The organism is Sedimenticola thiotaurini (assembly GCF_001007875.1).
Classification (GTDB): domain Bacteria; phylum Pseudomonadota; class Gammaproteobacteria; order Chromatiales; family Chromatiaceae; genus Sedimenticola; species Sedimenticola thiotaurini.
Genome location: NZ_CP011412.1, coordinates 2,635,685 through 2,650,057, shown reverse-complemented (window position 1 = coordinate 2,650,057; position 14,373 = coordinate 2,635,685). Strand labels below are relative to the sequence as shown.

The 14,373-nt window shown below is 57.1% G+C and carries 13 protein-coding genes; 4 read left to right on the top strand and 9 right to left on the bottom strand.

Going from position 1 to position 14,373, the window contains the following annotated elements; all coding sequences use genetic code 11:
* The first annotated feature begins 5 nt into the window (after nt 1–5).
* From AAY24_RS12175 to AAY24_RS12165, 3 genes are read left to right on the top strand one after another with little or no spacing between them, the layout of a single operon-like run.
* Nucleotides 6–890, top strand: a complete 885-nt coding sequence (locus AAY24_RS12175; protein WP_234422170.1) for a substrate-binding domain-containing protein — start codon at nt 6–8, stop codon at nt 888–890.
* Nucleotides 887–2,326: a HAMP domain-containing sensor histidine kinase gene (locus AAY24_RS12170; protein WP_046859910.1), complete on the top strand. Its 1,440-nt coding sequence runs from the start codon at nt 887–889 to the stop codon at nt 2,324–2,326. The genes AAY24_RS12175 and AAY24_RS12170 overlap by 4 nt, the downstream gene beginning before the upstream one ends.
* Nucleotides 2,323–3,648 (top strand): sigma-54-dependent transcriptional regulator, encoded by a 1,326-nt coding sequence (locus tag AAY24_RS12165; RefSeq protein WP_046859909.1) that lies wholly within the window; start codon nt 2,323–2,325, stop codon nt 3,646–3,648. The genes AAY24_RS12170 and AAY24_RS12165 overlap by 4 nt, the downstream gene beginning before the upstream one ends.
* Before the next feature lie 13 nt (nt 3,649–3,661).
* Here AAY24_RS12165 and AAY24_RS12160 read toward each other — a convergent pair whose 3' ends face one another.
* The 5 genes from AAY24_RS12160 to AAY24_RS12140 all read right to left on the bottom strand — a co-directional run bounded on the left by AAY24_RS12160 (nt 3,662) and on the right by AAY24_RS12140 (nt 8,123).
* On the bottom strand, nt 3,662–4,114 hold the full coding sequence (locus AAY24_RS12160) for an archease (RefSeq protein ID WP_046859908.1): 453 nt from the start codon (nt 4,112–4,114) through the stop codon (nt 3,662–3,664).
* A 241-nt stretch (nt 4,115–4,355) separates the two neighbouring features.
* A complete protein-coding gene (locus tag AAY24_RS12155) occupies nt 4,356–5,561 on the bottom strand; it encodes an ABC transporter permease (RefSeq protein ID WP_046859907.1) in 1,206 nt (401 codons plus the stop codon).
* On the bottom strand, nt 5,561–6,271 hold the full coding sequence (locus AAY24_RS12150) for an ABC transporter ATP-binding protein (protein WP_046859906.1): 711 nt from the start codon (nt 6,269–6,271) through the stop codon (nt 5,561–5,563). Before AAY24_RS12150 ends, AAY24_RS12155 begins: the two co-directional genes overlap by 1 nt.
* A gap of 8 nt (nt 6,272–6,279) precedes the next feature.
* Nucleotides 6,280–7,350: an efflux RND transporter periplasmic adaptor subunit gene (locus AAY24_RS12145; RefSeq protein ID WP_234422169.1), complete on the bottom strand. Its 1,071-nt coding sequence runs from the start codon at nt 7,348–7,350 to the stop codon at nt 6,280–6,282.
* A 371-nt stretch (nt 7,351–7,721) separates the two neighbouring features.
* A complete protein-coding gene (locus AAY24_RS12140) occupies nt 7,722–8,123 on the bottom strand; it encodes a bacteriohemerythrin (protein ID WP_046859904.1) in 402 nt (133 codons plus the stop codon).
* 250 nt (nt 8,124–8,373) lie between these two features.
* Between AAY24_RS12140 and AAY24_RS12135 the strand changes: the two genes are divergently transcribed.
* Nucleotides 8,374–8,823, top strand: a complete 450-nt coding sequence (locus tag AAY24_RS12135) for an OsmC family protein (RefSeq protein WP_046859903.1) — start codon at nt 8,374–8,376, stop codon at nt 8,821–8,823.
* A 122-nt stretch (nt 8,824–8,945) separates the two neighbouring features.
* Here the strand turns inward: AAY24_RS12135 and AAY24_RS12130 are convergent, their stop codons facing one another.
* Genes AAY24_RS12130 through AAY24_RS12115 form a run of 4 tightly spaced genes read right to left on the bottom strand, consistent with a single transcriptional unit; the run spans nt 8,946 to nt 14,047 of the window.
* Nucleotides 8,946–9,845, bottom strand: coding sequence for a CoB--CoM heterodisulfide reductase iron-sulfur subunit B family protein (locus tag AAY24_RS12130; protein WP_046859902.1), 900 nt, complete (start codon nt 9,843–9,845; stop codon nt 8,946–8,948).
* Between the two features lie 16 nt (nt 9,846–9,861).
* Nucleotides 9,862–10,485 (bottom strand): 4Fe-4S dicluster domain-containing protein, encoded by a 624-nt coding sequence (locus AAY24_RS12125; protein WP_046859901.1) that lies wholly within the window; start codon nt 10,483–10,485, stop codon nt 9,862–9,864.
* A gap of 12 nt (nt 10,486–10,497) precedes the next feature.
* The gene (locus AAY24_RS12120; RefSeq protein WP_046859900.1) at nt 10,498–12,756 is read right to left on the bottom strand and encodes an FAD-dependent oxidoreductase; all 2,259 of its coding nucleotides are present in this window, start codon (nt 12,754–12,756) and stop codon (nt 10,498–10,500) included.
* A 4-nt stretch (nt 12,757–12,760) separates the two neighbouring features.
* Nucleotides 12,761–14,047 carry a CoB--CoM heterodisulfide reductase iron-sulfur subunit A family protein gene (locus AAY24_RS12115; protein ID WP_046859899.1) on the bottom strand — a complete coding sequence of 429 codons (1,287 nt, stop codon included), beginning with the start codon at nt 14,045–14,047 and terminating at the stop codon, nt 12,761–12,763.
* Nucleotides 14,048–14,373 lie beyond the last annotated feature (326 nt).

The following is a 14,373-nucleotide window of genomic DNA, read 5'->3' as shown; positions in this document are numbered from 1 at the left end:
TAATAATGGGGTCTTTTACTCGGCGAAAAATGATTGCCTGGCAAAAAGTGTTGATCGGCGTCTGGCTGATCAGCGGCCTGTTGGTGGCAGAGGGTCTGCTGGCGGATGGGGAGGAGGGGTATCGTATCGGCCTGACGCCGGTCATTCTCACCGACCAGACTTCGTTTCTGAAGAGGTGGGAGGCGTACCTGGCCCACCATCTGAAAACCCCGGTCAAGTTTGTGCAGCGCCAGACCTACAAGGAGGTGACAGATCTGCTGCTGGATGGGGATCTGGATGCGGCCTGGTTGTGCGGCTATCCGTATGTAAGGAACCGGGAAAAGCTGAAACTGCTCGGGGTTCCGCTGTTTAACGGAAATCCGTTTTACCGCTCCTACCTGATCGTTCCATCCTCCGATACAGCCACCGGGGATGTGGAGGATCTGCAACGCAAAGTGTTTGTCTACTCCGATCCCGATTCCAACTCCGGCTATCTCTATCCACAGGTCAGGCTGCTTAAAAAGGGCATCGAGCCCCATCGTTTTTTTGCCAAGAGTTTTTTTGCCTGGTCACATCGGGATGTGGTCAAGGCGGTGTCGGACGGCATCGCCCAGGGCGGCGCGGTGGACGGCTATGTCTGGGAGACTCTGTCCAGACACGATCCGACGCTGACGGCCGGCACGCGGGTGGTGATGAAATCGGAACAGTTCGGTTTTCCGCCACTGGTGACCCGCCAGGATATCTCCCCGGCGCTATTTATTGCGTTGCAGAAAGCCCTGCTTGATATGTCATCCACTGCTGCAGGAAGGGAGCTGCTGGATCAGATGAACCTGGATGGTTTTATAGAGGGCAACGATCTGTTGTACGAAGGCATTGTCGAGTCGGTCAAACTGCTGGATAACGGTTTATGAAGATCGGTGATATCAGCTACCGCATCAAAGTCCCGTTGATGTTCACGCTGGTCATCCTTATTACCGCCTGCGTGGTGACGCTGGCGCTGACCTGGCGCGCCTATGAGGATCTGCGTAATGAGGTGTTCAATAATGCCGTTGAGATAGGCAGCGTACTGTCCAACAGTTTGCCCAACGCCCTGTTGCACGACGATCTCTGGGGGGCCTATCGACTGGTGCAGGCGGCAGAGGGCTGGACGGGTAATAATTCCACCCGGCTGCTTATCGTTCTGGATAAAAACGGTCAGATCTATGTTTCCAACCGACCCAAGACACTCCCTGTCACCACCCGGTTACGGGTACATGGTGAGGAGTTGGCCAGGGTGGAAGCGGAGGTGTTGCGACTCACGGGCAATCTGAACCCGCGTCCCTATGAGCACCCCAATGACCAGCGGCTCTACGTGATTCTGCCCATGTTGAGTGATGGTGTGGCCATCGGCACCCTGGTGATCGGTTATGATCGGGCGCTGTTCTGGCCGAGATTTACCGACATCGTCAAGCGGGTGGTTTTCTCCGCCCTGGTGGTGACCATCCTGCTCCTGCCCCTGGGCTGGTATCTGGGCAACCGGATGGTTATGCCCCTTGGGCATCTGGCCAGATGCATGTCAAAAGTGGGACGCGGCAACAGTGAGGAGATAGTCTGTGATTTACGCCAGGGAAAGGACGAGATCGGACAGCTGGGAACCAGCTTTCAGCAGATGCTGAAGGAGCTGGATGAGAAAGAGCAACTGGAAGCGGGCATGCTGGCATCGGAACGGCTGGCTGCTGTCGGCCGGCTTTCCGCAGGGGTGGCGCATGAAATCAACAATCCCCTCGGCGGCATGCTGAACGCACTGAATACGTTTCGCCATTTCAGCAAGACAGACGATCTGGGACGGGAAACCTTTGCACTCATAGAGCGCGGTCTGCAACAGATACGTGAAACCATCTCCGCTCTGCTGGTTGAAGCCAATCCCCGCAGTCACAGCCTCAATCCAAAGGACATTGAAGATGTGCGCATGCTGCTGTTGCCGGACGTTAATCGCAAGCGGGTTGACCTGAAGTGGTACAACGGCATCCAGCAGGAGATATCCCTACCGTCGACCCCCATCCGTCAGGTGCTGCTCAACCTGTCACTCAACGCGGTTCAGGCGTCGCCCGAGGAGGGGGTGGTGCACTGTTCGGTTGAGAGCCGTAACCACATGCTCTATATATATGTGCTGAATAACGGGCCGAACATTCCCCGGGAGCGCATGAAAAGCCTGTTTGAACCATTTTCGGAAAGCACCACCGGCAATGGACTGGGGCTGTGGGTGACCTATCAGTTGATTCAGCAGCTGGAAGGGGTTATCGAGGTGAAGTCCCGGGGTGGGAAGACCCAATTTACGGTAGAGCTGCCGATAAAGGAGTTTCAATGAGCCAGTCTCCACGCCTCTGCCTGGTTGAAGATGATGCGATTATGCGGGCTTCGCTCTGCCAGCGTTTCAAAATCGAGGGTATTGACTGTGATTGCTTCACGATGGCGGAAGAGGCGCTGGCGGCTCTGGAAGAGCGACAGTACGAGGTACTGATCAGTGATATACGCCTGCCTGATCTGAGTGGTGAACAGCTCTACAATCGCCTGATCGAGCGCCAGAAACTGCCGCCACCCACCATTTTTATCACCGGATACGGCACCATCGATCAGGCGGTCCGGCTGCTGAAGCTGGGCGCCAGTGACTACATAACCAAACCGTTCGACCTGGACGCCCTGCTGATCAAGCTGCGGGAGGTGGCTGCTGCCCTGTTTGATGATATGCAGGGGGGTGGCGTGGAGCTGGGGGTTTCCCCCGCCATGCGACAGATTCAGACGACCCTGGATCGCCTGGCGGCCCACCAGGTGGACCTGCTGATTACCGGCGAATCGGGTGTCGGCAAGGAGTATGCGGCCCGCTATTTCGCCAGTCGTATCAAAAACGGAACGGAAACCCCTTTTATCGCTATCAACTGTGCGGCGTTACCGGAGGATCTGCTGGAAGCGGAGCTGTTCGGCCATGAAAAAGGGGCGTTTACCGGCGCAGGTCGGGTGCGGCGCGGGGTGTTTGAACAGGCCGATGGGGGCGTACTGTTTCTGGATGAAGTGGGGGAGACCTCGCCCCGCATGCAGGCGAAACTGCTGCGTACCATTCAGGAGCGGGTGGTGCAACGGATCGGCAGTGAAAATACCATTCCCGTGGATGTGCGACTGGTTTATGCCACCAACCGGGATTTGAAAATGATGGTGGATCGGGGTGAGTTCCGCGAGGATCTCTATTTCAGAATCAACGTTGCCCACGTCCACATCCCGCCACTGCGGGAGCGCAAGGAGGATATCCACTGGCTGGCCAACTGTGTTGTTGAAAACTATTTCCATGAACACAAGAAGCGACGCTTGATTCTGCCCCTGACCGAACGTTATCTGGAGTCCCTGCCCTGGCCGGGTAATTTGCGGGAACTGGCCCATGCGGTGGAGCGTGCCTGTATCCTTTCGCCCCAGGAGGTAATGGGTCCCAGGGAGTTTGGTGCGACGGAGGCGGCACCCCTGGCGTCACGGGGCAACGCATCGCTGAAAGACCTGATGGAGGAGTATGAGAAAAATCTCCTGCGTGAAACCCTGGAACATCATGAGTGGCGTATTGCGGAAACGGCAGAGAGTTTGGGTATCAGTCGTAAGAACCTGTGGGAGAAGATGAAGCGTTACGCCATTTCCCAACCGGGATGAGAGGGCGCTTCAATCAGGCGTCCAGTACACAATAGAGGCGCAAGCCCTCATCCACCTCTTTCACTTTAAGACGTGGTAGCAATACCGCCTGTACCGGAAAACGGGCGACATGATGCTCCGGCCGAAAGCGCTCGCCATAGGCAACGCCGGTGATCTTCATCTGTTTTTTTCGATGCCGTTCGTCAAGCTCATCCACCTCTTCCAGGGAGTGGGTGATGAAGCGTTTGAAAACCCAGCCATTATCCATTTGAAAAAGCAGCTCTGACAGCAGTCCCACCACCGTTGTGGGGATGTCGAAGCCATACCAGGCAATGGGTATCTCCTCCCGCTCTTCCACGGTCTCCTGATCCCACATGAACAGACACAATGCACCGGATGCCGCATTGAAGAGTTCGAAGTGGTCTTTGGCGATGACTTCAAGCCCTACGCCCCCATTGGGGTCTTCGCTGAAACTGAAACTGGCCATGGTATAGGTCTCAATGACGCCCGGTTGTTATTTTTGAAGGCAACTCCGCCTCCGATGCATGAAGTTGGGCGTTCAGGTTGATTTTATTGTAATGATATGGCCCTGATTATAGGCCATTTCATACGGCTTGTGGTATTGCAGGCGCACTGGTCAAACATCCTCAGGCAGCACTGGCTATGCGTGCCGGGACAAGCCGATAGCCACTGATTTGGAGATGCACAATTCGTCGCATGCTTACGCGCTACTCATGGCGTAAGGCTTCAATGGGATCCAGTTGGGCCGCCTTGCGGGCGGGGAAATAACCAAAAATGACCCCAACGGCGGCGGAGAAGAGAAACGACAGAGCCACTATGCCGAAATTCAATACGAACGGGACTTTCATCAGGTCAGCCAAGACAACCGAACCGGCCAGGGCCAGTATGATGCCGACGGCTCCGCCGAGGGACGACAATACCACCGCTTCAACCAGAAACTGTAAAAGCACTTCCCGTTCCATTGCGCCGATGGCGAGGCGAATACCGATCTCCCGTGTCCGTTCGGTCACCGATACCAGCATGATATTCATGATGCCAATACCGCCCACCAGCAGACTGACCGCCGCCACCGCACCAAGCAGCATGGTCAACACCCGTGTGGTGCCGCTCAGCATATTGGCGATCTCCTTCATATCCATAACCGAGAAGTCATCCTCCTCGTTGGCAGATATGTGGCGACGTTCACGCAACAGTTCCGTAACCGCCTGTTCCACTTTCTGTGTGGATGCACCATCCTCGACCGAGATCTGAATCAGCCCCACATCCTGATTGCCGGCCAGACGTCGTTGAAAAGTGCGTAACGGAATCACCACCAGGTCGTCCTGATCCTTGCCCATGGTGGATTGGCCCTTCGATTCCAGTTGTCCAATGACTTCACATGAAAGCTTCTCCAGACGAAGTTTCTGCCCCAGGGGATCCTGCTCACCGAAAAGTTTGCTGCGGACCGTTTCGCCGATGATGCATACCGCTTTACCCGCACGCAGTTCAGTTTCCAGAAACGCCCGCCCCGATCTGAATGACCAGTTACCGGCGGCAAAAAACTGATTGGTGGTGCCGCTGATCGTGGTGCTCCAGTTTTCATTGCCGTAAACCGCGGTGGCCGTTTGCGAAGCGGAGGGGGCAACAGAGCTGATATTGCTTATCTCCCTGACGATCGCTTCTGCATCGTCCAGGCGGAACGCGGGTGCGGCAGATCGTTGACCCATGCCCATTCGCTGTCCCGGGGTTACCATCAACAGATTGCTGCCCAGGCTGGCGATCTGTTCAGTCACCTGAACCGTTGCACCACCGCCAATGGTCACCATGATAATTACTGCGGCGACACCAATGACGATGCCCAGGATTGTGAGGAACGAACGCATCACGTTGCGCCGTATCTCCCGCATTGCCAGTAACAAGGCGTTCCATAACATCAGCTGGGTGCTCCACTGTTTGCATCGCGGGCCACCCGGCCATCCAGAAAGTGAATCTGGCGGTTGGCAAATGCCGCCATCTCCGGCTCATGGGTGACCATGACAATGGTGATGCCCTGGTCGCGATTGAACGAGCCCAACAACTCCATGATTTCCCGACTGCGGGACGAGTCCAGGTTGCCGGTCGGCTCATCCGCCAGTAGTACCGACGGTTCGGTGACAATAGCGCGGGCAATGGCGACCCGTTGCTGCTGTCCGCCGGACAACTCCCCCGGAGTGTGGTTCTCCCAGCCACTCAGGCCCACGATATTCAGTGCATTGAGTGCCCGGGTGCGACGCTCAGCCGCCGCCATGCCCCGATAGATCAGGGGCAACTCGACGTTTTCCAGCGCGGAGGTTCGGTTGAGCAGATTGAATCCCTGAAATACGAAACCAAGATAGTGGCGTCTTAATAGCGCCAGTTGATCGCGGGTCAGGGTGCCGACATCGATGCCGTCAAAAAGATAGTGTCCGGCGGTTGGGGTATCCAGGCAGCCCAGTATGTTCATGCAGGTAGACTTGCCTGAGCCACTCGGTCCCATCACGGCGACAAATTCACCACGTTCGATGGTCAGGTCGATACCCCGCAGCGCCTGCATCTCCGCCTGTCCTGTGCCGTAGACTTTGCTGACTTCCCTGAGTTTAATCAGGGGTTGTTCCTGATCCGACATGATAGGTTCTATTGCTTGCTGCTGATGGTGTCGATGATCAACGCCATGCCCGGTTCAATTGCGCCGCTGGTGATCTCGGTATTGATACCATCGGTGGCGCCGGTGGTCACAGCGATAGGCAGGGGCGCGCCGTCGTTCAGCACCCATACCCGTTGCTGCTGGTTATTGGCAGTGCTGGTCTCTTCCCGAGGCTTGGGTGCCTGGGGGGGACGGGGCATCAGGTTGCTGATCAGGCCGCCTCTGCTGGAGGTCTGTTGCTCCGGCTCCGGAGGGCTGAAACGCAGAGCGGCATTAGGCACCAGCAAGGCATCTGTTACCTGTTTGACCAGAATATCAGCTGTAGCTGTCATTCCCGGACGCAACAGCAGTTCGGAGTTGTCCACGCTCAGCACAGTTTCATAAGTCACCACCCCATCAACGGTCTGGGAGGCGAAATGGACCTCGGTAATTCTGGCGGGAAAACTTCTGCCGGCATAGGCGTCTACGGTAAACAGCGCCTCCTGCCCCACGGCGATCTGGCCGACATCCGCTTCATCCACATCCACATGTAACTCCATCTGGGTGAGGTTTTCGGCCAGGATAAACATGACCGGTGTCTGGAAAGAGGCGGCCACGGTCTGGCCCGGTTCCACATCACGGTTCAGTACGATGCCGTCGATGGGGGAATGTATGGTGGCCTTCGCCAGGGTGGTCAATTCGGCATTCAGTGTGGCCTGTGCCTGAACAACCTGCGCTTTGGCGCTCTCCAGATTGGCCACGGCACGATCATAGGCGGCTTGTGCAGAATCGCACTCCTGCTCCGAGCACATACCGGTTTCCGCCAGTTTCCTGGCGCGGTTCAGGTTGTTCCTGGTTTCGATAACCGTGGCTTCGGACTGTTTGACCTGTGCCCGGGCCAGTTTGAGCGATGCTTCTGCCTGGTCCACCTTGGCCTGAAGTTGGTCGGTGTTCATGCGCGCCAGCACCTGTCCCTGTTTGACCCGATCATTAAAATCCACCAGCACAGCGTTAATGGTGCCGGAAATTTCCGACCCGACCTCGACCTGATTTACCGGCTCCAGCGTTCCGGTGGCAGTCACTGTTATATTTAATGAGCCCCGGCTGACATCGGCGGTTTTATAGTGAACCGATTGCGATTCGCCGTTAGCGAATAGCTGCCAGGCGGTAACTGCAATAACGGCAAGCACAGCAGTGAGCAGGAGCCACTTTACGGCGGATCTTTGAAGCCCCGGGGGTTGGTCAACGCCCAGGGTCTGACGAATACCAGAACCCGCTGGGGTTGCCGGCTTCTGCCTGTCGGATGACATAGGGTGTGCCTCTCTCTACTTTGTGGACGGTTATGGCTACGGACCCAGCAGGGGACTGACGTTTTCTCTGCCGCTGCTGGAGTCGCTGTCTGGAGCGTGGGCCTTGCCTGAAACGGATGGGACCGATTCCGATTCAATAATCGCTACATCACTCCAGTCAACCACTCACCCAGTTTCATGTCCATAATCAGGATGTGTTCGGTCAGCCAGTGCTCCAGGTACTCGAAATCGGCCTCGCTCATCTTTCCACCATCCCGCTGGTAGTTTTGCTGAAACGCGATGACGCTATCGATCAGTTCCTGGTGCTCTGCCTTGTGCGCCGGGAGATCGGGGTAGTGATACCTCAACATCAGGCGCTCTTCGTGGCGGAAGTGCCAGACCGTACAGGCGATCAGCTCTTCCAGTAACGCCTCCCGGTAGTCGGGTGATTCATCCTCGGCTACGGCCCGGTTGAACAGGTTGAGCAGTTCCACCAGCCGTTGATGATCCGCATCAATCTCATCAACTGAGACGCTCAGGGTCTTGTCCCAAATCAACTCCTTCATGGCGATACCTCAAATCCGTGCAGATGTTAAAGGACACTTCTGCAATCATACTACTCCCCTTGATTCGCGGTAGGAAGGCGCAGGGGAGCAGTAGCGGATTACCGGGCAACTACAACCCCCAAGCGGACAGGTGTGGTCAGGGAAAGTGAAGGAATTATCCGGTAATGGGCCGATCAACCTCGGTACTGTTCCGGTCGGCGATTTGCTATCCTGACCGTTGGTAAGCACTCAATCTGAAGGTACAACCCCCATGTCCGAACACATCATAAACCTGGAGTGGCACAGCTCCCCCGCCTCATCCGAGAACGGCACCTACAACCGTAACCACAGGGTCTCATTCAGTGACACCGCCCAGGTGCCGGTCTCATCCGCGCCGGAGTATAAAGGTGATCCCAACTGTGCAGACCCGGAAAAACTGCTCACCAGTGCCCTGGCCAGCTGTCACATGCTGACCTTTCTGGCTATTGCCGAACTGAAAGGTTTTCAGGTGGAGAGTTATCTGGATCGGGCGACCGGTTTTCTGGAGAAGGGTGACAATGGTCGCCCGGTACTGAGCCGCATTGAATTGCGTCCCAAGATTGTGTTCGGGGGCGAGAATCAACCGGATGCGGCGGCTATCGAACGACTGCACGCCAGCGCCCACCGGAACTGTTTTATCGCCAATTCGATCAAGGCGAAGGTCGAGGTGCTGGCGGCATAAGAACGGGGCTGGTGCGGCCACGTCGCGGGTTTGGCGACGGGGCGTCCATCCTGATCCAGACAAAAAACGGCCCTCAAAATGAGGGCCGTAATTGTTGGCGCATTTGATTGTTTTTTTGGTAGCTATTTGCCGGCAATATCTTCCAGTGATTTGGCACGGATGATCTGTCCATCCAGGGCGGCGTCCTTGGTATTGCGGCCAAAGGCGACGCTCATCAGCTGGCTGTAGTAGACCACCGGCATGTTGAACTTGCTGCCGAAGCGCTCGTTAATCTGATCCTGGTAGATCTCCACGTTAGCCTGGCACAGCGGACAGGGGGTAGCGATCATGTCGGCGCCGTGATCATAGGCGGCTTCGATGATGCCGTGGATCATCTCCTGGGACTTCTCCGGCTCGGAGAAGGCCAGGGCACCACCGCAGCACTGTACTTTCTTCTCGTAAGTGGGGATGGAATCGGCACCCACGCTCTCGATGATATGGTCCAGATAGACCGGGTTCTCGAACGACTCCTCGGCGATACCGAACGGACGGTTGGTCTGACAGCCGATATAGCTGGCGATCTTCAGCCCTTCCAGCGGCTTTTTCACCTTCTCTTTGATCGCTTCGAAACCGATATCCTCGACCAGTACCTCCACCATGTGGCGAACCGGAGTCTGGTTGTTCAGTTTCAGCTTGATCTCGTTCAGCGCCGTGTTGGCATCCCGGAACATGTCAGAATCTTCCTGCAGGCGCTCTTTGGCTTCACGGGTAGAGAGCCAGCAGGCGGCACAGGTGGCGACGATCTCCTGCCCCGGGTTGTGCTGTTCAGAGAGCGCAATGTTGCGGGCCGACAGGGTCAGGCGTGGCAGTTCACCACCGCCGCCATAGCCGATGGAGGCACCACAGCAGTTCCAGTCCGGTATTTCGTTGAGCTGGATATCCAGCTCGTCGCACATGGTCTGGGTTGCGCGCATCAGGTTGGATGATGACGCCCCTGTCTGTGAGGAGCATCCCGGATAATATGAGACTTCTTTCTTAGCCATCTTGGTCTGTCCTCATTTAGCTGTTGCCCTGGATTTTGGCATCTTCGATCTCCTGGGCCTTTTTGATCATCTTTTGCAGACCGCTGGTATCTTTGATGCCGTGACCGCCGAAGAACTCCATGGCGTTCATGCGCTTGGCCTTCATCATGTTCTGGCCCAACTGCTTGTTGGCAAGGGCGTTTTTGATGCCCTGGCCGAAGCCGTCTTTGAAGTACAGCGAGAGGCCCAGTTTCAGCTCGTTGACCCGGCCCTTCTTCATCAGGTTATCCCAGAAGATCTGCGAGAACTCCTGGGTCGGTTGATTTTTCGGCACCAGGCCCAGCCGTTTGGCGTAGTGCGCTAGACCGTGCATGATGTGGGTGATGGGCAGCCCCCGCGGGCAGCGTGCGATGCAGTTGTAGCAGGAGGTACACATCCACATGGAGTCGGATGAGAGTACCGCCTCACGCTTGCCGGCGCGGATCATCATGAAGATCTTCTGCGGTGTGTGTTCCCAGGCGTTGCCCAGCGGGCAGGAGCCTGCACAGACGCCGCACTGCATGCACATCTTGACCCATTCGCCCTCTTCGACGTTGGCTTCAACCTCCTTCAGGAAGTTGTTGCGGTACCTTTCGGCCATTGCGGTATTTAAATCGCTCATTTTCCGTATCCCCTAGAACTTGAACGGGCTCAGGCCGATCTTCTCGACCGTCTCCGCCATGTCGTTGATCAGTTTGGGTGCACGCTCTACGTCGGTGATCGCCACCTCGTAGACCACGACGCGCTCCGGTTCCAGGTTGAGCGAGGAGAGGGTGTCCCCCACCTTGCCCATGCGTTCATGGGCCATGGCCGATCCGCGCACGAAGTGACACTGGTAGTCGTCGCCCTTGGCGCAACCCATCAAAACAATGCCGTCATAGCCGCTGTTGAGTGAGTCAGTGATCCAGGAGAGGCTGACCGAACCGAGGCAGCGCACCGGTATGACACGGGCCCAGGGGCTGATCTCCACACCGTTCATGCCCGCCTGATCGAGCGCCGGGTAGGCGTCGTTTTCACAGGCCAGTACCAGAATACGGGGTTTCTCCTCGAATTCGTCAGGTACGTCGACATGCTTGATCTGCTGGTTAACCGTTTCAACCGAGTAGTTTTCAAACGAGATCACACGCACCGGGCAGGCGCCCATGCAGGTACCGCAGCGGCGGCAGCGGGATTCGTTGAATACCGGATAGCCCTTCTCGTCCTCATTGATGGCGCCGAACGGGCACTCCACGGTGCAGCGTTTGCACTGGGTACAGCCATCCATGCGGAAGCTGGGGAACGACAGGTCGCCGGCCCGTGGATGGGCGGCCATACCCTTGCCGGCGTTCTCGGCTGCCTGGATCGCCTTCATGGCCGCACCGGCCGCGTCATCCTGAGCCTGGCGCATGTCCATGGGACGGCGCAGCGGGCCAGCCGCATAGATGCCGGTACGGCGGGTCTCGTATGGGAAGCAGATGAAGTGGGAGTCGGTGAACCCGTTCTTCAGGTGCGGCAGATCGGTACCCTGGCGGTAGTCCAGGTTGAGGATCGAGTCGACGCTGACACTGGGTGGTGGCGGGGTGTCTTCTGCCGCTTCGGCGGCAGCCTGCTCTTCTTCGTCCAGCACAATGGGAACCGCGTAGGGGTCCGGGCCGGAGTTGGGCATCATGCCCACATCCAGCACCACCAGGTCGGCCTGCATGCTGGTCTCTTCGTCCAGGATCAGATCCTGGAACTTGACCTCGATACTGTCACCAGGAATAACCTCGCTGACATCGCCTTTGGAGAAGGTGATCATCTTCTCCTGGCCGGCACGGTAGAAGTCTTCGCCACCGGCACCGGGGGTGCGCAGGTTGTTGAACAGGATGGTGGTATCACAATCACCATTCTGCTCCTTGAAGTACATCGCCTGCTTGATGGCGACCAGATCACCGATACCGGAGTGGTACGGCAGCTGGTCCTCTTCGGTGGAGCTCTGGCCCACGTTCTGCACGAAGGCAACCGCCTTCACTTCCTTGCCGTCGGAGGGGCGTTTGATCGGACCGCCGTTGGCTTCCTTGACCAGTTTTTCCAGTTCGTGGTTAGTGACGATGTCCGGGCTGCTGCTGTAAGCGTACTGCTTGAGACCGGAGGGATCATACAGCTTGAAGCCGGTGGCCTGGATAATGGCGCCGAAGGTTTCGCTGTTGATGGCGCCGGACTCGGTGGCAATCTCCACGCTGAAACGTCCCGGTGCACCGGCGGTTTTGGCAATGGTGCTGTTGAGATGCACGGTGATCAGGTCATTGGCCTCGATCGATGCAATCATCTCGGCTACACCAGTGTCCCGCGGCTCCTTGTAGGGTGAGCGGGTCGGGATAGCCTTGCTGTACTCCGCGGCGTGACCACCCAGGGCGGCCTGTTTCTCCACGATGTGTACCGGATAACCGGCTGCCGCTGCTTCGAGAGCGGCGGACATGCCGGTGATACCACCACCGACCACCAGAATGGTCTTGTTCAGGCTCTGCTCACCGGACGGAGAGGGCAGCGCCATCGATTTCAGCTCGGCGCAGGCCATGCGGATATAGTCATCCGCCATCTCCTGGGTGGTCTCCTGATGCTCGGGCTCATCCGGGCGAACCCAGATCACACCTTCACGGAGATTGGCGCGGGTGACCGCCACATCGGTGAAGTTGAACGCCTCTACCTTGGCGCGCCGGGAACAGGCGGCGATCATAATGTGGGTGGCGCCTTCGTTGGCGATGTCGTCGCGGATCATCTGCACGCCTTCGCTGCTGCACAACAGCTCATGTTGCTTGCAGGACTGCATCTTCCCTTCACGGGTTGCAATCATCTCCAGCTGGCTGGAGTCCAGCCGCTCACCGATTCCGCAACCAGTGCAGATGTAACCGGCATATTTTTTTTCGTCAGACACGTTGTTAACCCTCCGTTCCGGCGACTCGGTTGACTACCTGGATGGCGCGCAGCGCGGCGCCAGTGGCCTGCTGGACTGCGCGGTTCACATCCAGGGCATCGGAAGAACAGCCAGCGGCGAAGATGCCGCCATTTTCCGTGGCCGGCTCGATAAAGCCCTCTTCGTTGATCACGATATCCACCGGGAAGCTCGCCTTGTCGACACTGGGCTGCATGCCCACCGCCAGCACCACCAGGTCATGTTCGTTGGCATAGCGGTGATAACCTTCGGTATCCACCCCGTTCAGGACCGGATTACCGTTCGCGTTGTTCTGGGTGATCGATGCGACCTTGGACTTGATGAAGGAGACGTTGGGGTTCTCCCGCACGGTCTGGTAGAAATCCTCAAACCGGTCAATGGCGCGGATATCGATATAGTAGATGGTGGATTTGCCTTCGTCGCCGAGTGCTTCCTGTACATAGTGGGTCTGCTTCAGGGTTGCCATGCAGCAGATGCGGGAACAGTGCAGCAGATGGTTCTTGTCACGGGAACCGGCACACTGGATGAAGGCGATATTCTTGGCCACCTCACCATCCGATGGACGCAGAATCTTGCCGCCGGTGGGGCCGTTGGGGTCGGCCATGCGCTCGAATTCCACGTTGGTGATGACATTCTGGAAGCGGTCATAGCCGTAGGGCTGGATCTTGTTGGCATCATAAGGCTGCCAGCCGGTTGCCCAGACCACGGCGCCGGCCTTGAACGAGACCGTCTCTTCCTGCATTTCCAGGTCGATGGCGTTCGCCTTGCAGGCCGCTTTCGCTTTCTCGGCCTCTTCCGTGCCGATGATGGCGGGATCAATAACGTAGCGCTGCGGATGGGCCATACGATGGGGCAGGTAGGCGCCCTTACGTTTGCCCAGACCGTAGTTGTACTCGTCGTCGAACTCACTGCTGACGGCCCGGGCGCAGTCACCGCAGCCGGTACAGTTGTCGTTCACATAACGGGGGCTGATCTTTACACTGGCGGTATAGTTACCCGCATCACCCTGGATGTCGGTTACCTCGGCCATGGTGATGATGGTCAGGTTCGGGTTCATTTTGGCCCGGCGCTGATTGATCTCCAGTCCACAGGTGGGGTAACAGAGTTTGGGAAAATACTTGTAGAGCTGGGTGACACGACCACCAACATAGGGACGCTTCTCAACCAGGACGACCTGTTTCCCGGTCTCAGCGGCTTCCAGGGCAGCGGTGAGACCGCTGATACCGCCACCGACCACCAGGATGGTCTGATTGGTTGCAATTACTTCCGTCATGGATTTTCCTCCGTCGCGGAAAGGGTTCAATCGATTAGCTGGGCTGACACGGAGTCCCGTCTGGGATGTTCAGTCACCAAAAAACAGGGTACAAAGAAACCCATAATTTAGAATTTGGTAAGATACTCTTCTTAGTCCCGTCCCGCCAGATCAAACAATCGATCTATCAATCGAAATTTCCAATGGCTCCATAGGCATGCTATATGAAGAGTTTGTTGCCGATGGAAATCCGACCGTTCCGACAGGCTGTACATTCGTCCGTGGGACGGGCTTAATTAGGATTGACAGTTGTCAGGCCGGAACGGAACCAGCGATAAGTTTGTTCC

Excerpts from the sequence above, each read along its gene's own strand:
- AAY24_RS12160 (WP_046859908.1), bottom strand. The coding sequence starts at position 4,114 with ATGGCCAGTTTCAGTTTCAGCGAAGACCCCAATGGGGGCGTAGGGCTT.
- AAY24_RS12125 (WP_046859901.1), bottom strand. The coding sequence starts at position 10,485 with ATGAGCGATTTAAATACCGCAATGGCCGAAAGGTACCGCAACAACTTC.
- AAY24_RS12165 (WP_046859909.1), top strand. The coding sequence starts at position 2,323 with ATGAGCCAGTCTCCACGCCTCTGCCTGGTTGAAGATGATGCGATTATG.
- AAY24_RS12135 (WP_046859903.1), top strand. The coding sequence starts at position 8,374 with ATGTCCGAACACATCATAAACCTGGAGTGGCACAGCTCCCCCGCCTCA.
- AAY24_RS12150 (WP_046859906.1), bottom strand. The coding sequence starts at position 6,271 with ATGTCGGATCAGGAACAACCCCTGATTAAACTCAGGGAAGTCAGCAAA.
- AAY24_RS12130 (WP_046859902.1), bottom strand. The coding sequence starts at position 9,845 with ATGGCTAAGAAAGAAGTCTCATATTATCCGGGATGCTCCTCACAGACA.
- AAY24_RS12170 (WP_046859910.1), top strand. The coding sequence starts at position 887 with ATGAAGATCGGTGATATCAGCTACCGCATCAAAGTCCCGTTGATGTTC.
- AAY24_RS12155 (WP_046859907.1), bottom strand. The coding sequence starts at position 5,561 with ATGTTATGGAACGCCTTGTTACTGGCAATGCGGGAGATACGGCGCAAC.
- AAY24_RS12115 (WP_046859899.1), bottom strand. The coding sequence starts at position 14,047 with ATGACGGAAGTAATTGCAACCAATCAGACCATCCTGGTGGTCGGTGGC.
- AAY24_RS12140 (WP_046859904.1), bottom strand. The coding sequence starts at position 8,123 with ATGAAGGAGTTGATTTGGGACAAGACCCTGAGCGTCTCAGTTGATGAG.
- AAY24_RS12175 (WP_234422170.1), top strand. The coding sequence starts at position 6 with ATGGGGTCTTTTACTCGGCGAAAAATGATTGCCTGGCAAAAAGTGTTG.